General features: G+C 57.1%; 17 protein-coding genes. 13 read left to right on the top strand and 4 right to left on the bottom strand.

Going from position 1 to position 19190, the window contains the following annotated elements; all coding sequences use genetic code 11:
• Positions 1-106: 106 nt before the first annotated feature.
• Together argJ and mutT are read left to right on the top strand one after the other, a co-directional pair.
• A complete protein-coding gene (gene argJ / locus PVT68_RS06440) occupies positions 107-1306 on the top strand; it encodes a bifunctional glutamate N-acetyltransferase/amino-acid acetyltransferase ArgJ (RefSeq protein ID WP_280321864.1) in 1200 nt (399 codons plus the stop codon).
• Positions 1306-1719: an 8-oxo-dGTP diphosphatase MutT gene (gene mutT, locus PVT68_RS06435; RefSeq protein ID WP_280321863.1), complete on the top strand. Its 414-nt coding sequence runs from the start codon at positions 1306-1308 to the stop codon at positions 1717-1719. The genes argJ and mutT overlap by 1 nt, the downstream gene beginning before the upstream one ends.
• Before the next feature lie 164 nt (positions 1720-1883).
• Here the strand turns inward: mutT and nagX are convergent, their stop codons facing one another.
• The 3 genes from nagX to PVT68_RS06420 form a co-directional block, all read right to left on the bottom strand.
• Positions 1884-2981, bottom strand: a complete 1098-nt coding sequence (gene nagX / locus PVT68_RS06430) for a transmembrane glucosamine N-acetyltransferase NagX (protein WP_280321861.1) — start codon at positions 2979-2981, stop codon at positions 1884-1886.
• A gap of 211 nt (positions 2982-3192) precedes the next feature.
• Positions 3193-3651, bottom strand: a complete 459-nt coding sequence (locus tag PVT68_RS06425; protein ID WP_280321860.1) for a hypothetical protein — start codon at positions 3649-3651, stop codon at positions 3193-3195.
• Positions 3652-3827: 176 nt separating this feature from the next.
• The gene (locus PVT68_RS06420) at positions 3828-4970 is read right to left on the bottom strand and encodes an acyl-CoA desaturase (protein ID WP_280321858.1); all 1143 of its coding nucleotides are present in this window, start codon (positions 4968-4970) and stop codon (positions 3828-3830) included.
• 671 nt (positions 4971-5641) lie between these two features.
• On the opposite strand from PVT68_RS06420, the gene PVT68_RS06415 reads away from it, so the two are divergent.
• Positions 5642-7648 (top strand): hybrid sensor histidine kinase/response regulator, encoded by a 2007-nt coding sequence (locus PVT68_RS06415; RefSeq protein WP_280321857.1) that lies wholly within the window; start codon positions 5642-5644, stop codon positions 7646-7648.
• 172 nt (positions 7649-7820) lie between these two features.
• The gene (locus tag PVT68_RS06410; RefSeq protein WP_280321856.1) at positions 7821-11174 is read left to right on the top strand and encodes an EAL domain-containing protein; all 3354 of its coding nucleotides are present in this window, start codon (positions 7821-7823) and stop codon (positions 11172-11174) included.
• A 36-nt stretch (positions 11175-11210) separates the two neighbouring features.
• Here the strand turns inward: PVT68_RS06410 and PVT68_RS06405 are convergent, their stop codons facing one another.
• A complete protein-coding gene (locus PVT68_RS06405; protein ID WP_280321855.1) occupies positions 11211-12017 on the bottom strand; it encodes an inositol monophosphatase family protein in 807 nt (268 codons plus the stop codon).
• A 197-nt stretch (positions 12018-12214) separates the two neighbouring features.
• Between PVT68_RS06405 and trmJ the strand changes: the two genes are divergently transcribed.
• The 9 genes from trmJ to iscX all read left to right on the top strand — a co-directional run bounded on the left by trmJ (position 12215) and on the right by iscX (position 19105).
• Positions 12215-13000: a tRNA (cytosine(32)/uridine(32)-2'-O)-methyltransferase TrmJ gene (trmJ, locus tag PVT68_RS06400; protein WP_280322476.1), complete on the top strand. Its 786-nt coding sequence runs from the start codon at positions 12215-12217 to the stop codon at positions 12998-13000.
• Positions 13001-13235: 235 nt separating this feature from the next.
• Positions 13236-13727, top strand: a complete 492-nt coding sequence (gene iscR, locus PVT68_RS06395; protein ID WP_280321854.1) for a Fe-S cluster assembly transcriptional regulator IscR — start codon at positions 13236-13238, stop codon at positions 13725-13727.
• Positions 13728-13824: 97 nt separating this feature from the next.
• Positions 13825-15039: an IscS subfamily cysteine desulfurase gene (locus tag PVT68_RS06390; RefSeq protein WP_280321853.1), complete on the top strand. Its 1215-nt coding sequence runs from the start codon at positions 13825-13827 to the stop codon at positions 15037-15039.
• A 45-nt stretch (positions 15040-15084) separates the two neighbouring features.
• Positions 15085-15489, top strand: a complete 405-nt coding sequence (gene iscU / locus PVT68_RS06385; RefSeq protein ID WP_280321852.1) for a Fe-S cluster assembly scaffold IscU — start codon at positions 15085-15087, stop codon at positions 15487-15489.
• Positions 15490-15531: 42 nt separating this feature from the next.
• A complete protein-coding gene (gene iscA / locus PVT68_RS06380) occupies positions 15532-15855 on the top strand; it encodes an iron-sulfur cluster assembly protein IscA (protein ID WP_280321851.1) in 324 nt (107 codons plus the stop codon).
• A gap of 147 nt (positions 15856-16002) precedes the next feature.
• On the top strand, positions 16003-16527 hold the full coding sequence (hscB, locus tag PVT68_RS06375) for a Fe-S protein assembly co-chaperone HscB (protein ID WP_280321850.1): 525 nt from the start codon (positions 16003-16005) through the stop codon (positions 16525-16527).
• Between the two features lie 98 nt (positions 16528-16625).
• Positions 16626-18512, top strand: a complete 1887-nt coding sequence (gene hscA / locus PVT68_RS06370; RefSeq protein ID WP_280321849.1) for a Fe-S protein assembly chaperone HscA — start codon at positions 16626-16628, stop codon at positions 18510-18512.
• Positions 18513-18558: 46 nt separating this feature from the next.
• Positions 18559-18897: an ISC system 2Fe-2S type ferredoxin gene (gene fdx / locus PVT68_RS06365; RefSeq protein WP_280321848.1), complete on the top strand. Its 339-nt coding sequence runs from the start codon at positions 18559-18561 to the stop codon at positions 18895-18897.
• Positions 18898-18910: 13 nt separating this feature from the next.
• Entirely contained in the window at positions 18911-19105 is a 195-nt protein-coding gene (gene iscX, locus PVT68_RS06360) for a Fe-S cluster assembly protein IscX (RefSeq protein ID WP_280321846.1), read from the top strand.
• Positions 19106-19190 lie beyond the last annotated feature (85 nt).

Here is a 19190-nt window from a genome sequence, read left to right as displayed (position 1 = left end):
GATCCGGATGACTGGAAAGGCCCGCTACTTTTAGCGGGCCTTTTTATTTGCTGCGGCCTTAATATAATCAGCGGCCAATCTGTCATTGCTCAAAGGGCGTAAAAATATGGCGCAGCCACTTCCCCAGATTCCCGGTGTCCGTCTCGCCGCCGTGCCGGCCCAGATCAAAAACTGGCAGCGGGACGATCTGTTGCTGATTGAAATTGCTGCAGGTGCCAGTGTGTCGGCAACGTTTACCCAGAATGCTTTTTGCGCGGCGCCGGTGCTGATTGCGAAGGAGCATATCCGTGGTGGTGATATCCGCGCGTTGTTGATCAACGCAGGCAATGCCAATGCAGCTACTGGTGATCGTGGTCTGGAGGATGCAAAAGCGTGTTGTCGCGGTGTGGCCGCAGCGCTGGGGGTAAACCCCGAGCAGGTTTTGCCCTTCAGCACTGGGGTGATCGGCGAGCATTTACCGGTACAGAAAATTCTCGACGGCATCCCCGTAGCAGCGCACACCTTGCATGCTGATGGTTGGGATATCGCTTCGAAAGCCATTATGACCACCGACACCCGCCCAAAGACTGCCTGTCGTACGCTAGATATCGCCGGCGAGACGATTTCCATCGTCGGCATCGCCAAGGGTGCGGGTATGATTCAGCCAAATATGGCCACCATGCTGGCCTATGTGGCCACCGACGCAGCCATTCCGCAGCCAATGCTGGATCAGTTGGTGAAAGAGGCGGTAGCGGAGTCTTTCAACCGCATCAGCGTGGATGGGGATACCTCCACCAATGATGCGTGTGTGCTGATTGCCAGTGGTGCTACCGGCGAATTGATTGCCGATGGTCAGGGTGAGGCATACGGGTTGCTGAAGGCGGCGATTGTAGAGGTTCATATCGAACTGGCCCAGGCTATCGTCCGCGACGGCGAAGGTGCGACCAAGTTCGTTACCGTCCAGGTAAACAACGCGGCCAGTTCGGCGGAGGCGTTGCGGGTTGCGTTCGAAATTGGCGAGTCGCCGCTGGTGAAAACGGCGATGTACGCCTCGGATCCCAATTGGGGGCGGCTGATCATGGCGATTGGCAATGCGGGTGTGGACAACCTGGATACCGGGAGGGTCAGTGTATTTCTGGATGACGTGCAGATCGTGGAAGCAGGTGGCCGTGCGCAAGGTTATACGGAGGAGCAGGGACAGAAGGTGTTCCAGCAGCCTGATTTCACCATTACCGTGGACCTGAAACGCGGAAATGTTTCAGAGCATATCTGGACCTGCGATTTCTCCCACGAATATGTGACCATCAATGCGGAGTACCGCACCTGATGGATTCCTTAAGCGGTAAAAAATGCGTGCATGTTGCCGTGGGTGTGATTCTCGGCAGCGACGGGCGCATTTTGCTGGCCAAGCGCCCGGACCATTTGCATATGGGCGGGCGTTGGGAATTCCCCGGTGGTAAGGTCGAAGAAGGTGAGTCGATTCAGCAGGCGATGACGCGGGAGTTGCGCGAGGAGCTGGATATTGGCGTGCTTGCGATGGAGAAACTTATCGAAGTGCGCCACGACTATGGGGAGAAACAGGTGTTTCTCGATACCTGGTGTGTGACGGCATTTTCAGGTAAGGCCCGCGGTGTTGAGGGGCAGGCTTTGGCCTGGGTCACCGCTTCTGATCTCACCGACTACGAATTTCCGGATGCCAATCAGCCTATCGTGGTCGCTGTGCAAAATAGATTCGGTTAGTCCATTACACTGCAAGCATTTCGTTCTTAAGCAGGCTGGGTGGCGACAAATTGGGTGGCGGCAAAGCGCTGGGGGTGGGTTTTCAGGACCACTGTGCACCATCCCTTGGTGCTGCTCCACCGCCACTAATCCAACTAAGCCCGGCCACCGCGCAGCAAATGCCTTCAGGGGCTGATAAAAATCCCACGCTTGTACAGAAAGTGCAGTACAAGCCACTGCAGCAAAATCACACCCACCGCAATTAGCAGAGCTCCGGCCGGCTCCGACAGGGCAGCCGCAATACCGCCAAACAGACTCTTACTGCTGTACTGCCAGTTCACCAGACTGGTGCCGAGATACACCAGAATAGCATTGCAACCGATCACTGAGAAAAAGTAGCTGAAGGTTTTCCACTGCCACATATCTACAACAAGGTAAAAAACGCTCAGTAGTAACAGACTGCAGCCGCAGGTGATTAATACAAAGGAACTTGTCCACAGCTCTTTGTTTACCGGATACACCCAGTGCCAAAGGAAGCCTGCAACCAGACAGATCGCCGCGCCGATAAACAGGCCCTTGAGAATGGTTGCATGATTGCCGGCGTGCTTAGCCAGCCAGCGACCGGCGAACACGCCGAACAGTGCATTGACGATAGCGGGAATGGTGGAAAGCAGGCCTTCCGGGTCATAGGCGCGGTTCTGATAACTGCGGCCCGGTAGAAAATGCAGGTCTACCCAGGCGTTGACGGAGCCATTCGCAGTCAGGTCGCCTGCGGTAACCTGAAGCAGCCAATAGCCGAGCAGAATACTTGCCGCAATCCCGTATTGCGTACGGATACCGCAGTGCCACACGATCATTGCGGCAAAGAACCAGGCAAAGCCGATTCGGGCCAGTACACTGGCATAGCGGATTTCGCCAAGGTCTGCGGGCATCCCCGCGCCCCAACCGTGGTTGTAAATGATCCCCAGAAAAACCAGCAGGAACAGACGCTTTATCGCCTTGCGATAAACGGGGGCACGCTGCGCGAGTGGCAGGTCGCGCAATGATTTATTGGCGAGGCCCAGGGTGACCCCGGACAGAAAAATGAACAGCGGGAAAATCAGGTCGTAAAAGCTGAAGCCGTGCCATGGGGTATGCTGCATCTGCCCGTGGCCCAAGTGAAAAATGGACCAGCCGGTAAGCGCTAACAGCGGCAGGAACAGCGCCTCGCCACCGATAATCCAGAACATGTCGAAGCCGCGAAGGGCATCCACAGAGGCAAGTCTTTGCTTTTTATTGGTCATGATTGTTACTGCGTATCCAGTCAGAATGACATCGCTGTCAAAAGTAGCAATGTCATTTTTTGAAAGCAACCGCAATTTTCCGGGGAAATTCCTGAGGTGGGACTTTGGGGGGCTCGCAGAACTCTTCGATACGCAATACCCGGGGCTGGGCCTGTCTTCGCCGGCGGTCAGTAAGTGACCGTCGGCTGTGGTCGGAGTTACTGGCGGGGGATTACATATCCCACAGCGAATTGGTTGCCCTGGAGAGCGTAATGCGTTCCTTGTCCTGGATATGTTTGAGGTTTTCAAATACCTCTTTGACTTCAGCAGACTCGATCGAGCCGTACACCGCGTGGTACAGCTCTGAAAAGTAGCGATCCACTTCCTGGCCGAGTTGATTGATTTCTTCCAGGGAAGGCTTGTCGCTCAGGTACAGGTTCTTGATCAGGTCCCCGGGAGATTCTTCCGGGGTGTACTGCAGCCAGGTCTGCATGACCTTCTGTTCCGCCACTGCGCCATAGTTTTTTAGGTTGTTGGCCATCCGCAGCTCGTGCTCATGCAGGTGTCTTAGCAGTAGCTGGGTGCGATTGTCTTCGGCACAGTCGAGCAACTGTTGATACATGCCGGCCATGTCCAGATGAAACTTTTGCGCGTCTTTGAGAATTTCGTGGGCTTGTTTGAATGTTTTCATCTCTGCGCCTGCATTGTGGTTGATTTTTCTGCCTGAGGCCGCCGGCCTGCGAAGTCTGATGCCCTCTTAATGTTTATAGTGCATATCCAGCGGCGTTCAAGTCATCAGGGTCGGGAGGTCGCGTCAGGCAAAAAAAAGCGGCTCGTGAAAGCCGCCTTAACTGTCATTGATCCGGGTTACGCCGCAACCGGCGCCAGATGGAATTGTTCCATCATGATCTGTAGCCGTTTACGCTGCATTTTAAGGCTGTATTCCAGCTCCTTGACCCGGGTGCGAATGGCGGCGTTTTCCCATCTTGCCACCAGGCGCTCTCGAGCGTTTTCGTAGCGCTGTTGCTGCAGCTCTTTCCACTCGGCCAGGGCGGCGGAGAAATCCTGTGCTTCCCGTTCCAGCAGCTGGGTCCAGCTTTCCTTGTGCTTGGAGTTGGCCAGTTTTTGCTCGGCGCGCTTGAATTGCATGGTCAGCATGGCGCGCTGGATTCGCATGGCCGGTACGGTTTTCAGGTTGCTCGCCAAGCCCAGCCAGCTCGCGGTTTTGATCAGCCACTTGGTGGGATCCCACTGGTACCAGCGGATGCCATTGCGGTAGTCGGTCTGAAAAATGTGGTGGTAGTTATGGTAACCCTCTCCAAAGGTGAAAAACGCCAGCAGGTCGTTGTCCCGCGCAGTGTTTTCATCGGTGTAGGGCCGGCGGCCCCAGATATGGGCAAGAGAGTTGATAAAGAACGTGGTGTGGTGGTTGACCACGATGCGCAACACGCCAGCCAGCAACAGCATGCCGATCACATCGCCGGTCAACAGGCCGAGTACCAGGGGTACACCAACATTCATGGCCACGGTAACCGGGACGTAGTGGTTGTGTTGCCACATGACGATCTTGTCACGCTGCAGATCCTTGGCGTTGTCAAAATCCACCGTGCCACTGGGGTACTCCCGCAACATCCAGCCTATATGGGAAAACCAGAAGCCGCGCTTGGCGGAATAGGGGTCCTGATCATTGTCGTCGCAGTGGCGGTGGTGGCGGCGGTGACCGGAACACCAGATCAGCGCGCTGTTTTGCAGGGCAGCGGCGCCGAACAGGGCGAAAAACAGGCGCAGGGACCAGTGGGCCTCATAGGTGCGGTGGGACCACAGGCGATGGTAGCCGGCGGTGATTGAAAATCCACAAAATGCACCGAGCACGGCAAAGGCCAGCCACTGATACCAGTGATAGCCCACCATTACCCCATAAAGAGGCACCAGGGTCAGCGCCACCAGTCCGGTGCTGGCGAACAGGATTGTCGTCAGCCAGATACGGGGAGCCTCGGGAACAACTTTCATATTTACAACCTTGTTTGTACCTAGTGTCTTTTGCCAGTCGGCCGTGCAAGCCGCCTTACAGTCTCAACCATTGATGAATATTGTTGCAGTTTCCTTCCCCTGCGCCTGATATCGGCGGGCGGTGCACCCGGATTTCCGTGTGATGGAGACCACCGAACAGTTGAGCTTGGCATAAGTGGGTAGATGCTACCTCAGATGGTCGCTGCGGACACGGGTTAGAAGGGACAGGGTGCCGGATTTGATAAGGGTTAGTCAGGATATCGTCGTTTGAATGCTTGCATGCATCATTTTGGTGCTAAAGATGAGTTTTGCGTTCATTCTTGGGTCAAGCGCTGTCATTTTTCTGTAACAGACCTTATTTACGGGCAGTCATTGCGAAGCAGGGCGGTGCGTGGTTGATTGATATTTGTACATTTCCGGCATTTGGTGAGGATTTTAGGTGACTAATAAAAGTTGGCACGCTGATTGCTATATCTAGTGTGTAGGCCACTTGGCCTGCGCTCCGGGAATCCATCACGGGTTATGGCAACTGTTAATAATGCGTGACTTCCCGTTTTCTCTCATCATCGCTATTTTGGGCCCTGCTTTGCAGGGCCTTTTTTTATCTGTCGATAAGTGATTCACTAGCTGGAGATTATCCCGGTAACGCTAGTGGTGCTGGTCACAAGATAGTGTCGAATTCCGCTTCACCCCACAATGTATCTGTCCATCTGAATCTCGCCAACCCTGGTGAGCTGGACGGATTGCCACCGTCGCAGGCACTGACTCAGGTGCAATACCTGCAAAGCCTTCTATTGAATGCCAATCGCGGTATCTGGGAGTGGCATCCAGAGAGCGGTTTACAGCGGGCTACCGGCGATCTCTGGTCCAAGCTGCATTCAGACCCGGAGGCGGCGCTGTGCGGTGTCTGGAGTGGTGATCTCGGGTTGGTGCACTCGGACGATCGCGGAAACCTGATGACACTGCGCACTCGCCTGAGTCTGCGCGGGAGTTTCTTCGATACCACGATTCGCGCCTACGATCGCGAGGGGCAGCCCAAATGGTTGCGACTGTGGGGGCGAGCGTTTACCGCACCGCAGGGCGAGCGTTTTTTCCTCGGTGCCTGTGCCGATTACAGTGAATCCCTGCCGGCCAAATCCCTGGCTTTGTTTTCTGGTGAGCGGTGTAGCTACGCCCTGAACGCGGTCGGCGATGGTCTTTGGGAGTGGGACCTGCAAGTAAACGAGGTGGTGCTGGATACGGCTTGCTGGCGCATGCTCGGCTATCACAGCGGGCGGAGCGATAGCGATGTGCGCGCTGCGTTTGTGCACTGGCGTTCGCATGTGGTCGCGGACGACTATCCCGCTGTCAAGCAGGCGATAGAAGACAATGTGCGCGAACAATTACCTCTGGATACTGAATTCCGGCTGAAGCATCGCGATGGTCATATCATCTGGGTGCGTTGCCGGGGCAATGTACAACGCAATAGTGCAGGGCGCCCACTCCGGGTGCTGGGCACGCTGCAGGAGATTTCCGAGAGTAAGAAAAAGCAGCTGCGAATTGAGCACGACCTGCGAAGGTTGCAGTCGGAAAACCGTGATCGCGTTGAACTGCTCTCCAGTCTCAGTCATGAGTTGCGCACACCGCTGAATGCGATTCTCGGGTACAGTCAGATGGTGGAACGGGATCAAAGCCTGAATCCAGACCAGCGATTACGGCTGGCGGAAATCCGCAAAGCTGGCCAACACCTGTTACATCTGGTTGGCGACGTGTTGGATCTCGCGCGTATCGACAGTAACCGTCTGGCGCCTACGATTCAGGCCGTTCGCCCCGCAAGCCTGGTGGCAGATTGCCGTCAGCTGGTGGAGCCTTTGGCAGAGACACGCAAGGTCAGTGTGATCTTCGAGCCTCTCGGTTGGGAGCAGGCCTATATCCTTGCCGACCCCACTCGCTTCAAGCAGGTGGTTCTGAATCTGATCGGTAACGCCATCAAGTACAACCGGGAAAACGGGCGCGTGGTCATCACCTTTGTGCCCCAGGCCGAAGGGTGGTTGCGGCTCAGTGTCCTGGATACCGGCTACGGTATTGCAGCGGCAAAACGGACCCAGGTGTTCGAACCCTTCAATCGGCTCGGCGCGGAGCGGGGAAAAATAGAAGGGACTGGTGTAGGTCTGGCGATCGCCCGGCAGCTGACCGAAGCCATGGGCGGGCGTATCGGTTTCGACAGTGAAGAGGGGCAGGGTTCCGTATTCTGGGTTGAGTTCAAAATGAACGATGCTCCAGAGGAAGTGCTGCAAATGGCGGCGCGGCCGGTTTATACACACGCGATCTCGGAATGCCGGCTCTTATATGTGACAAGTCGGGCCGCCAGTGCCAGTCGTCTCAAGGCCATATTGACACCACTACCACAGGTCGACGTTCAGGTGGTGACCGATGCCATGCAGGGGATCTTTGTCGCGCGCACTAGCCGCCCCGATATGATCCTGCTGGATGGGGATGTGCCAGGTGTTTCGCTCAGGGATTTCTCGGGGATTGTGCGAGGTGATAGTCTGACGGCGCAGATCCCGCTGCTGGCGTTTGTCGATGAAGGCAGTGAGTACGTAGATGTCAGTGTGCCGGTTTCCTGCGACCTGGGAACACTGGTTGAGGGGCTGCGATACAGTCTTTCGTCCAAGCCGGCCGCTGAACCGAAGGATTAACAGTGTCGGCAGCATGCGCATTGGGGCGCATAAAAAAATAGCATCATCGCAAGAGTGAAGTAACGGATTAACGCGATAACAAATTAGGAACTCGAGTTTGATGTCAGGCCCTATTGCTCCCAGGGAAGGTCTCTCTGGTTCTGATTTCAGGCGGGAAGCGCAAGCGGATGTTGTGTCCGCTTCGCTATTGCTGTTACTGGGTAGTTTCAGTCTCGCTTTCTTTTGTAAACACTTCCTCGCATTTGAGAGCGGGGTCGCCAGTATCTGGCTTTCCGATGCCCTCGCTATCGCGCTTTTATACCGGCATACCATCAATACCTGGCCGATCCTGCTCGCCGCATCCTATGTGGGAAATTTCCTCGCCACCCTGATCGGTGGATTTGATCCAGTTGCCGCTGCGCTGTATTCGTTGGCAGGAATTCTGGAAGTGGTATCGGCCGCGGGCTTGTTGCGAATGTTTTGTGCTGATGGGAATTTTTTCGGCAGCATGGGGCAGTGGATGCGATTTATTTTCTTTGGGGCCATCTTGCCGACATTCACCGGACCGGTGTTTGGCGCCTGGGTGGCATTCAGTCTGCATCAGGCCTCATTTCAGAATGTATTCCTCTACTGGTATCTCGCAGATGCAGTGGGTATTTGTATTTTCCTGCCGTTGATCCATTTGCTTGACCGGGAAGCGGTTGCAAAAATTTTGAACCTGCGTGTCGCTGCACATCTGCTATTTGTGGCGTTTGTGGTGCTGGTCTGTGTGGTGCTGGTACTGAAGTTATTGCCCTACCCATTCGTATTCGTCACCTTGCCCCTGATCTGGGCGGCCAGTCGGCTGGAGCTGCCGCAAGCGCTGTTGATAATTTTTGCTACCGCCCTGTGGCTGCTTCTGTCGCTGATAAACCGGGCTGAGTTGCTGTCCTTCACAGCGCAAACTTTTTCCACACCCATGGATTTTCTGCCGCTGTATGCAGCAATGATTCCCGCCTTTGTAATGGCTGTTTCCTCCAGTATTGAGCGCAAACGGAGTCAGCGTATTCTTGAGGTCGAGAGCAGTTTTCGCGCAGCCATGGAATCCTCCCGTTTGGGTATGCTGCTGGTATCCCTGGACAACCGCATTATTCAGTCCAATGCCAGTTTCTGTCGGTTTATCGGCTATGCAGATGTGGAATTGCGGGGGCTGAATATACGCGAGGTAGTTTTTTCCGGGGATCCCTCGCCAGGAGAGCATCGATACCCCCTGATCGATTTTGAAAAAGGCTTTGTACAAAGTGCCGAGTGGCGCTTTCAGCGCAAGACTGGGGATCTGGTGTGGGGTTACTGGTCCTGTAGCCTGGCGCGGGGTATCCGCAATGAACCTCTGTACGCAGTGGTCCAGATTGAGGATATCGACTGGCGAAAACGCAGTGAAACACAACTGGCGAGAGCGGAGGAGCGTTGGAAATTTTCCCTTACGGTCACCGGTCAGGTGGTCTACGACTGGGATCTAACGACAGGCAAAACATTCTATTCTGAGTGGTTGAGCAGCGGAGTGGGTATTGATCCCGCTACGCTGGCCAGTCGCCAGGACTGGTTGGCGCGGGTGGAGCCTCAGGATCGCGAGCGTCTTTTGGGGATTCAGCTCGAACATTTTGCCGGAGCTACGCAGAATATCGATTGTCAGTACCGGGTGCATACAGATTCGGGAGCAACGCGCTGGATTCATGAGGTGGCGCGCATTATGGATGCTGATGAGCAAGGGCAGCCGCTGCGTCTGATCGGTGTGCTGCGAGACATAACTGCGAACAAAATCATGGCGCAGTCGCTGGCGGAAGAGAAAGAGCATCTCCAGGTTACCCTGGCGGCCATCGCCGATGCGGTGATCGCGACCGATAAAAAGCAGCGTATAACGTTCATGAATCCGGTGGCAGAGCAGCTCACCGGCTGGTCGCTTCAGGAAGTAAAAGGCCGTGAAATTGGCTCGGTTTTATTGTTGTCCACGAGCAGGGATGGACATCCCATTGCCGGTCCAGTCGAGCAGTGTCTGCATACTCGTGTGCCGGTATCCTCTGCCGACGGCACGGTGCTGCACAGCCGCAGCGGTGATAGTTATGACGTCAAATGCTCTGCCTCGCCATTAAATACCAGCGGCGGGCAGTTACTCGGTGCGGTACTGGTTTTTCAGGATGTCACCGAGACCCGTCAGCTGATCCGTCAGTTGACCTACAAAGCCAGTCACGACGATCTGACCCATTTACCCAATCGCGAAGCATTCAAGCGCGAGCTTGTGGATGCGGTGGAGAGTGTCAAAGAGGGTAATCGAACCCATGTACTTGGGTATATGGATCTCGACCGCTTTAAAGTCATCAACGATAGTGCGGGGCACCAGGCCGGGGATGCGCTGCTGAGAAATGTCACCCGCTTTCTGCGCGGCCAGCTGCGCGAGAGTGACAGTATCGCCCGTTTGGGCGGCGATGAATTCGGTCTGCTGTTGCGCAATTGCAGCAAAGAACAGGGGCGCATGCGCTGCGAGCAGCTGGTGCGCAAAATCAATGCACTGCGCTTTCCATGGGGTGGGCGGGTTTTCGGTGTGGGTGCCAGTGTCGGCCTGACGGAAATTCGCGTCGATAACAATTATGTGGCGGATTTGCTCAGCCAGGCAGATGTTGCCTGTTATTCCGCCAAGCATGCCGGCCGCGGCGCGGTCATGATTTACGAGGCTGACAGCAGTGCTGCCGCGGAGCAGCACCGGGAAATTCACATGGCCTCCCGTATTCGGGAGGCATTGGATCAGAATCGCTTACGCCTTTACGCGCAGCCAATCGCCAGTGCCAGAGATCCGCGGCAAATCAGTCACTACGAATTACTTGTGCGTATGCTCGATGCCGAGGGTGACTTGATTCTGCCTGGTGCCTTTGTGCCGGCAGCGGAGCGTTACGGCCTGATGCTGCAGGTGGACGACTGGGTTTTGAGGGAGTTTTTGCTGCGCAACGGTCGGGCGGCGGCGGCCAGTGGTTTGAGTTTTGCCATGAACCTGTCAGCGGATGCCCTGGGTGATGGGGCTTTCCAGCAGCAGCTGTTTGCATTATTGGCGGACTCCCCGCTGCCGGTCGATCGGCTGGGGATCGAAATTACCGAAACCGCGATGGTCAACCAGATGGATTGTGCCAGCCAGTTTGTCGCCGCCCTGCGTGAGATGGGGTGCAAGGTTGCGCTGGATGATTTCGGCAACGGCCTCAGTTCATTCAATTATCTGAAAGCCTTTTCCATTGATTACATAAAAATCGACGGCAGTTTCGTGCGGCAGGTGGAGTCCAACTTTGTGGACCTGATGATTGTGGAGTCGATCAATCAGGTGGCGCACCGGTTGCAGGCGCGGACCATTGCCGAATATGTAGAAGACGGGGCGACCGCAGAACGGCTCAAGAAAATTGGCGTGGACCTGCTGCAGGGATTCCATATTGGCCAGCCGGTGCCATTGGAGGAGATTTTGCAGGCTGCACCGTCGCAGGGTGTTGGCTCCGGGGCCCGTATACTGGATCCGGAGCTGGAGAGCTGAACCGGTGCCGGGGCACCGGTTCCAGAGAGAAGCCGATTACTGGCGGATTTTGCCCAGATGCTTGCCGACAATTTGCAGCAGGGGTTTGAAGGTCTTGGGGGTGGCGCAAACCAGGTTTCCGGAATCCAGGTATTCATTGCCACCGCGGAAATCGCTGATCAGGCCACCTGCTTCTTTTACCAGCAGTGAACCGGCGGCGATATCCCAGGTGTTCAGGTACATTTCCCAGAATCCGTCAAAACGACCTGCAGCCACATAGGCCAGGTCCAGTGCCGCGGCACCTGGACGACGGATACCGGCGGTCTGCCCGGCCACTTCCTTCATGACTGCAAGATAGTCGTCGATATGCTCCAGTGGCTCGCCGTTGAAGGGGATGCCGGTGCCGATCAGTGCGCCTTTCAGGCCCTGTCGGTTGGATACACGGATACGGCGGCCATTCAGTGCTGCACCGCGGCCGCGGCTGGCAGTGAACTCTTCGCGCTTGATCGGGTCGAGAACTACCGCGTGCTCAATCTGGCCGCGGTAACGGCAGGCGATGGAGATCGCGAAATGAGGGCAGCCGTGGATAAAGTTGGTGGTGCCGTCCAGCGGGTCGATGATCCACTCGTATTCTGGCTCGGCGCCTTCCTGCACGCCGCTCTCTTCGGCGAGGATACTGTGCTTGGGGAAAGCTTTGCGCAGGTGATAGATGATTTCCTGCTCGCTGGCTTTATCCACTTCCGTCACGAAATCGTTGCGGCCTTTTTCTTCAAACTTCATCAGGTCGCCGCGCTCCCAGGCGCGTTCGATCAGTTCACCGGCCTTGCGCGCCGCGCGCAGGGCAATATTCAGCATGGGTTCCATAGGGATTCCGCGATCAGTTGTGGTTTCTAAAAAAGCAGCGCCAGGCTCGCTGGGCGGGCGCGATTGTAGGGATTTCTGTTCACTTTTGCTACACTCCGCGCCCGATTTGTAACAGGCAAGTGTAGGATGGCCAGGCAGTGCCTTCCTACCCCCACATCCGGTAAACCCTCATGGCGACCTCTCCCTCTGCAAGCGCAATGCAATCGGCCTCTGACTCCGCACTGGCTGCGCTGGACAATATTCGCGTGGTGCTGGTGAACAGCGCGCATCCCGGCAACATCGGCGGTGCAGCTCGCGCGCTCAAGAATATGGGGCTGAGCCAGCTCTACCTGGTACAGCCGCGGGAGTTCCCCGCCGCCAATGCGGTGTGGCGGGCGGCTGGTGCCGCAGAGCTTCTGGACTCGGCAGTCGTGGTCGAGACCCTGGAAGAAGCCGTGGCAGATTGCGGCCTGGTGATTGCCACCAGCGCCCGCGAGCGCCGGATACCCTGGCCGTTGCTGACACCGCGAGAGTGTGGTCGTCGAGCGGTGGCGGAGGCCCAGACCCATCCTGTCGCACTGGTATTTGGTCGCGAGGACCGTGGTTTGACCAATGAGGAGTTGCAGGCGTGCAACTTCCACGTGCATATCCCGGCAAATCCGGAATACAGCTCCCTGAATCTGGCAACGGCGGTCCAGGTGCTGGTGTACGAGGCGCGAATGGCGGCGCTGGAGGCTGAAAAAGGAGCCGAGCTGAATTTCACTGACTGGGACAGGCCGCCAGCCAAAGCTGCGGACATGGAACTCTATTTCGAGCACCTGCAGCTGGCCCTGGGGGAGCTGGGGTTCATAGATCCTGATAACCCCCGTCAGACAGTGACCCGACTGCGTCGACTGTTCAGCAGAGTGCGCCCGGACGATATGGAGCTGGGCATTCTCCGGGGCATGTTGACCGCGATTCAGAATCATATCCACCGTGTGGGTGGCAAGGGGCGGCCGGACTGACATCGGTTGCTGGACTCAAGGGCGAGGTCCAGGAGTTCAGGGGTGGCGAACTGCAGAGTCATAGATTCCGCGGAAGGGTATACATAGCCAATTGATATAAGTGACGACCAAATACCTGACCTCTATACTCGGCTATATACTTGACTGAAGTAGTGGGTTATTCCATACTCGCGGCCGTTTCAGCGGTGCTGGTTTGGGCTGCGGTGCCTGTGAACCGGAGCTGAGAGGAGGGATTATGCGTTTGACAACCAAAGGGCGCTACGCGGTTACAGCGATGCTGGACCTGGCGCTGCACGCCGAGCGCGGTCCCATCAGTCTGGCGGATATATCCAAGCGACAGGACATTTCCCTGTCCTATCTAGAGCAGCTGTTTTCCCGCCTGCGTCAGGCTGGCCTTGTGTCCAGTGTGCGCGGCCCTGGAGGCGGTTACCGGCTTGCCCGTACCAGTGCCGAGATTTGCGTGGCGGAGATCATTGATGCGGTCAATGAATCTGTCGATGCCACAAGTTGTGGCGGAAACAGCGATTGCTCCGGTGGCGAGCAGTGCCTTACCCATTACCTGTGGACAGATCTCAGCCGCCAGATTCACGGCTTTCTCAATGGTATCAGCCTAGCGGACCTGGTTGCCCGCGCCGAGGTGCAGGAAGTCGCCCGCCGCCAGGATGAGCGCAGCACCGTGGATCTGGCGCTTGAACAGAAAGTAGCGATTATTGGCAGCTTGCAGTAAGGTGCCGGCCGCGCGGTCAGGGCTTCGATTCCGGCCCCGGTTCTAAGCGATAGCAGTATGCGCTGGCAAACAGCCCAGCGAGTGGAGATAGATGATTATGAAGCTTCCCATTTACCTGGATTATTCGGCAACTTGCCCGGTGGACCCGCGCGTCGCCAGTAAGATGGCGGAGCAGCTGACCATGGACGGCAACTTCGGTAACCCGGCATCCCGCTCCCACCTGTACGGCTGGAAAGCGGAAGAGGCGGTGGAAGATGCCCGTCGCCAGGTGGCTGAACTGGTCAATGCCGATCCCCGCGAAATTGTCTGGACCAGTGGTGCAACCGAGTCCGATAACCTCGCCATCAAGGGTGCTGCGCACTTCTATCAGGGCAAAGGCAAGCACATCATCACTTCCAAGATTGAGCACAAAGCGGTGCTCGATACCTGCCGCCAGTTGGAGCGCGAGGGCTTTGAAGTTACCTACCTGAACCCCAGAGAAGACGGCATCGTCTATCCGGAGCAGGTGGCGGAAGCGCTGCGCGAGGACACCATTCTGGTAAGCCTGATGCACGTCAATAACGAGATCGGCGTGATCAACGATATCACCGCGATCGGCGAGCTGTGTCGTGAGCGCAAGGTGATTTTCCATGTGGATGCAGCCCAGAGTGCGGGCAAGGTCGAAATCGATCTGGAGAAGATGAAAGTCGATCTGATGTCCTTTTCGGCCCACAAAGTTTACGGCCCCAAAGGTATGGGCGCTCTCTACGTGCGCCGCAAGCCGCGTGTGCGTCTCGAAGCCCAGATGCACGGCGGTGGTCACGAGCGCGGTATGCGCTCCGGAACCCTGCCGACCCACCAGATCGTGGGTATGGGCGAGGCTTTCCGCATCGCCAAAGAAGAGATGGCGGAAGAGGGCAAGCGTCTGTTGGCTTTGCGTGAGCGCTTCTGGAACCAGGTCAACGACATGGAAGAAGTGCATGTAAACGGTTCGCAGGAACAGCGTGTGGCGGGCAACCTGAATGTGAGCTTTGCCTTTGTGGAAGGGGAAAGCCTGATCATGTCCCTGAAGGATCTGGCGATTTCATCCGGTTCCGCCTGTACTTCTGCCAGCCTCGAGCCCAGCTACGTGCTGCGCGCGCTGGGTGTGAACGACGAGCTGGCCCACAGTTCCCTGCGCTTCAGTTTTGGTCGTTTTACCACGGAACAGGACGTTGATACTGCGGCCAAAGAAGTAAGGCAAGCGGTAGAAAAACTGCGCGAATTATCGCCCCTCTGGGATATGTACAAGGATGGTATCGACCTGAGTACCATTGAATGGGCAGCACACTAACGGCTGCCTGAGCGCGGCACTGAAACGAATTGAGAGGGTACAGTCATGGCCTATAGCGATAAAGTAATTGACCACTATGAACACCCCCGCAATGTTGGTCGCCTCGACGACAAGGCGGACAACGTGGGTACCGGTATGGTCGGCGCACCGGCTTGTGGAGACGTTATGCGTCTGCAGATTCAGGTGAACGCCGAGGGTGTTATTGAAGATGCCAAGTTCAAAACCTACGGTTGCGGCTCGGCCATCGCTTCCAGTTCTCTGCTGACCGAGTGGGTGAAAGGCAAGTCCCTGGATGAAGCCGCCCAGATCAAGAACACCGAAATCGCCGAAGAACTGGCTCTGCCGCCGGTGAAAATTCACTGTTCCGTGCTGGCGGAAGACGCCATCAAAGCGGCGATTCGCAATATTCGCGAAAAGCGCGGCGAGGTCACCGAAGAGGCCGCCAGCTGATACCAGCTGGTGTGCAGGTAAGCGGTAAGGAGTAGCACCGAAATGGCAATTACCATGACCGAAGCGGCCCGCGCCCACGTTGCCAGGCAGCTGGTAAGTCGCGGCAAGGGCATCGGCATTCGTGTCGGCGTGAGAACCGCCGGCTGCTCCGGGATGGCCTACGTCCTGGAGTTTGTCGACAGTGCCGAGCCGGACGACCAGGTGTTTGAAACCGGTGATGTAAAGCTGCTGGTGGATCCGAAAAGCCTGGCCTATCTGGATGGCACTGAGCTGGATTTCGTCAAAGAGGGGTTGAACGAAGGCTTTGCGTTCAAGAATCCCAACGTCAAGAACGAGTGTGGCTGCGGCGAAAGTTTCCACGTGTAAGCGGGAAGTTTCTGGCAGCAAAGGGCCGGGTGCGCATGGGCATGCCGGCCTTTTTGTTATTTGCTCTTTGTTAATTATTCGGCGGCGGCAGGATCTGGTGCTGCGCGGCCAGATAACCTGAGAGTCAGGAATGTCGGGCGGACTGGTATGAAATTGCAACAGAACCACTTTGAGATATTTGGACTGCCGGTGGCCTACGAGGTGGATCGCCAGGTTCTGGCGAAACGTTACCGGGAGTTGCAACAGGAATTTCACCCCGACCGGTTTGCGGCCAAATCCGAGCGCGAGCAAATGCTGTCCATGCAATACGCGGCGCAGATCAACGAGGCCAACAATACCCTCAAGGATCCAGTTGCCCGCGCCGCCTATCTGCTGCAACTGGCGGGGGTGGAAATCAGCCCCGAGCAGACCACTGCCGATGGTGAATTCCTGATGCAGCAGATGATTCTGCGCGAGCGCTTGGAAGATGTGCGCGATCTCGCCGAGCCGGAGGGCGAGCTTGAAAGCCTGGCCGTGGAAACCGCAGACCTGTTTCAGGTGCAGCAGCAGGTATTTGCCGCAGCGCTGGAGTCTGGTGGGCTGGCAGAGGCCAGCGGCGCACTGCTTAAAATGCAGTTTCTTGGCAAGCTACAGCACCAGATTGACGCACTGGAAGACGACCTTCTGGACTGAGACCGGATGCCGGCATATGTCGATATGTCGAGCTCCCGAACCCGTAGTGTGGATGGGTAAAGCGCATTCACCATTGATCAAAACGTTCAAAGATTTTTATGGCTTTACTGCAGATTTCCGAACCCGGTCAGACCCCTGAACCCCACCAGCGCAAGCGCGCGGTGGGTATCGATCTCGGCACCACCAATTCCCTGGTGGCGACGGTGCGCAGTGGTTCTGCAGAATCGCTGCCGGCGGTGGATGGCCGCGTCATTCTGCCGTCGGTCGTGCGCTACCGCGAAAGTGGTGTGGATGTCGGCTACGCGGCGCGCGCCGCTGCCGGCGAGGATCCCTACAATACCCTGATCTCCATCAAGCGCTTGATGGGCCGCGGTCTCGCGGATATCAAGAGTTTCGGAGAGCAGCTGCCGTACCGGTTTGCAGACCGGTCTTCCGAAGGCGGTATGCCGGCGATTGAAACCGTAGCGGGCGCTGTAAACCCGGTGCAGGTATCGGCGGAAATTCTCAAGGTGTTGGCCCGTCGTGGTGCCGATTCTCTGGGTGGCGACCTGGACGGTGCGGTTATCACCGTACCCGCTTATTTTGACGAGGCTCAGCGACAGGCCACCAAAGACGCCGCCAAGCTGGCGGGGCTCAAGGTGCTGCGCCTGTTAAACGAGCCCACCGCGGCAGCAGTCGCTTACGGCCTGGACAAGGCGGATAACGGCGGCGACGTCGCGGACAAGATCATCGCGGTGTATGACCTTGGCGGCGGCACTTTCGATATTTCTATTTTGCGTCTGTCGAAGGGCGTGTTCGAAGTGCTGTCCACCGGTGGTGACAGCGCCCTGGGCGGCGACGATTTTGATCGCGTGGTCGCGGAGTGGATTGCTGTCGAGGCTGACCTGGGTACCGATCTCGACGCCGCGGTCCAGCGCAAACTGCTGAATGCCGCCTGTGCGGCGAAAGAGGCGCTGGCGGCTGAAGCAGTGGTTGCGGTGCGCTACGGCAACTGGTCGGGCGAATTGGACCGGGCAAAGCTCGCCGAGCTGCTCGACCCACTGATTGCCAACACCCTGCGCGCCTGCAAGCGCGCGCTGCGGGACGCGGGTCTCGCAGTGGACGATGTGGAAGAGGTCGTATTGGTGGGTGGGTCCACCAGAACCCTGCGAGTGCGGGAAAAGGTGCAGGAGTATTTCGGCCGCGAACCCCATGCCAATATTGACCCGGATCAGGTGGTCGCCATCGGTGCCGCGCTGCAGGCCGATGTGTTGGTAGGCAACAAGTCTCGCGAAGATCTGTTACTGCTGGATGTGATTCCGCTGTCGCTGGGTATCGAGACCATGGGCGGACTCACGGAAAAACTGATTCACCGCAATACCACCATCCCGGTCGCAAAGGCCCAGGAATTTACCACCTTTAAAGATGGTCAGACCGCCATGGCGATTCATGTGGTGCAGGGTGAGCGCGAAATGGTCAAGGACTGCCGCTCCCTGGCCCGATTTGAGTTGCGCGGCATTCCGCCGATGGTGGCGGGGGCGGCGCATATTCGCGTGACCTTTCAGGTGGATGCGGATGGCCTGCTGTCGGTTACGGCGATGGAAAAAAGCAGCGGCGTAGTCGCAGAAATCACGGTCAAGCCGTCCTACGGCCTCGAGGACTCGGATATCACTCGCATGTTGCAGGATTCCTACGCCCATGCGGAAGACGACATTGCCGCCCGCGCCTTGCGCGAGGCCCAGATCGAGGCCGAGCGCACCCTGGAGGCCATGCTGGTGGCGCTGCAGGAAAATGGTGCGGAGCTCCTGGATGAAGGCGAGCTGGCCACTCTGGAGCGGGCCATGGAAGCGTTGCGCCTGGCCCACAATGGCGGTACCCCTGAAGAAATCCGCAGTCGCATCGACGAATTGAACACCTTGTCCGAGCCGTTTGCCGCTCGCCGTATGGATAAGTCCATCAAGCGCGCCATGCAGGGCCACAGTCTGGACGAATTTGACCAGCCCTGAAGGGGCGGTCGCCGATTGAGAGTTTGGGAGTTCGGAGTTAAAGAATATGCCGAAGATCGTATTTTTGCCCCACGCGGAGTTGTGTCCGGAGGGGAAGGTCATTGAGGTGGAGCCGGGCATTAGCGTGTGCGACGCTGCGTTGCAGAACGGGGTGGAGATTGAGCACGCCTGTGAAAAGTCCTGTGCCTGCACTACCTGTCACGTGATCGTGCGCGAGGGCTTCGACTCCCTCGGAGAGCCGGATGAGCTGGAAGAGGATCTGCTGGACAAGGCCTGGGGCCTGGAACCGGAGTCCCGCCTGTCCTGCCAGGCAATCGTGGAAGATGAAGACCTGGTGGTAGAGATTCCCAAGTACACCATCAACCAGGTTTCCGAGCGACATTAAGCGAGAGAGCGCCATGAAGTGGACGGATATTCACGATATTGCGATCGAGTTGACTGACAGTTATCCGGATGTAGATCCGCTTGCGGTCAATTTCGTCGACCTGCGCAAGTGGGTGATGGGCCTGCCGGGGTTTGATGACGACCCGGAGCGCTGCGGTGAAAAGATCCTGGAGGCCATTCAGGCGGCCTGGATCGAAGAGAACGAGTAGTCCGTCGCATCTGGGGGCATGTTGGGCATAGGATTGCCGCGACCTGCCCAACAATGCCGCTGGTCCAGTTATCAAGCACTGTGCC

The sequence above is a fragment of the Microbulbifer bruguierae genome, from assembly GCF_029869925.1.
Taxonomy (GTDB): Bacteria; Pseudomonadota; Gammaproteobacteria; order Pseudomonadales; family Cellvibrionaceae; genus Microbulbifer; species Microbulbifer bruguierae.
Note: the sequence above shows the minus strand (reverse complement) of the source record. Positions and strands in the feature narration are given on the sequence as shown.

What these genes read in the sequence shown, in the direction of transcription:
- argJ (WP_280321864.1), top strand. Translation starts at nt 107, where the DNA reads ATGGCGCAGCCACTTCCCCAGATTCCCGGTGTCCGTCTCGCCGCCGTG.
- mutT (WP_280321863.1), top strand. Translation starts at nt 1,306, where the DNA reads ATGGATTCCTTAAGCGGTAAAAAATGCGTGCATGTTGCCGTGGGTGTG.
- nagX (WP_280321861.1), bottom strand. Translation starts at nt 2,981, where the DNA reads ATGACCAATAAAAAGCAAAGACTTGCCTCTGTGGATGCCCTTCGCGGC.
- PVT68_RS06425 (WP_280321860.1), bottom strand. Translation starts at nt 3,651, where the DNA reads ATGAAAACATTCAAACAAGCCCACGAAATTCTCAAAGACGCGCAAAAG.
- PVT68_RS06420 (WP_280321858.1), bottom strand. Translation starts at nt 4,970, where the DNA reads ATGAAAGTTGTTCCCGAGGCTCCCCGTATCTGGCTGACGACAATCCTG.
- PVT68_RS06405 (WP_280321855.1), bottom strand. Translation starts at nt 12,017, where the DNA reads ATGGAACCCATGCTGAATATTGCCCTGCGCGCGGCGCGCAAGGCCGGT.
- trmJ (WP_280322476.1), top strand. Translation starts at nt 12,215, where the DNA reads ATGCAATCGGCCTCTGACTCCGCACTGGCTGCGCTGGACAATATTCGC.
- iscR (WP_280321854.1), top strand. Translation starts at nt 13,236, where the DNA reads ATGCGTTTGACAACCAAAGGGCGCTACGCGGTTACAGCGATGCTGGAC.
- PVT68_RS06390 (WP_280321853.1), top strand. Translation starts at nt 13,825, where the DNA reads ATGAAGCTTCCCATTTACCTGGATTATTCGGCAACTTGCCCGGTGGAC.
- iscU (WP_280321852.1), top strand. Translation starts at nt 15,085, where the DNA reads ATGGCCTATAGCGATAAAGTAATTGACCACTATGAACACCCCCGCAAT.
- iscA (WP_280321851.1), top strand. Translation starts at nt 15,532, where the DNA reads ATGGCAATTACCATGACCGAAGCGGCCCGCGCCCACGTTGCCAGGCAG.
- hscB (WP_280321850.1), top strand. Translation starts at nt 16,003, where the DNA reads ATGAAATTGCAACAGAACCACTTTGAGATATTTGGACTGCCGGTGGCC.
- hscA (WP_280321849.1), top strand. Translation starts at nt 16,626, where the DNA reads ATGGCTTTACTGCAGATTTCCGAACCCGGTCAGACCCCTGAACCCCAC.
- fdx (WP_280321848.1), top strand. Translation starts at nt 18,559, where the DNA reads ATGCCGAAGATCGTATTTTTGCCCCACGCGGAGTTGTGTCCGGAGGGG.
- iscX (WP_280321846.1), top strand. Translation starts at nt 18,911, where the DNA reads ATGAAGTGGACGGATATTCACGATATTGCGATCGAGTTGACTGACAGT.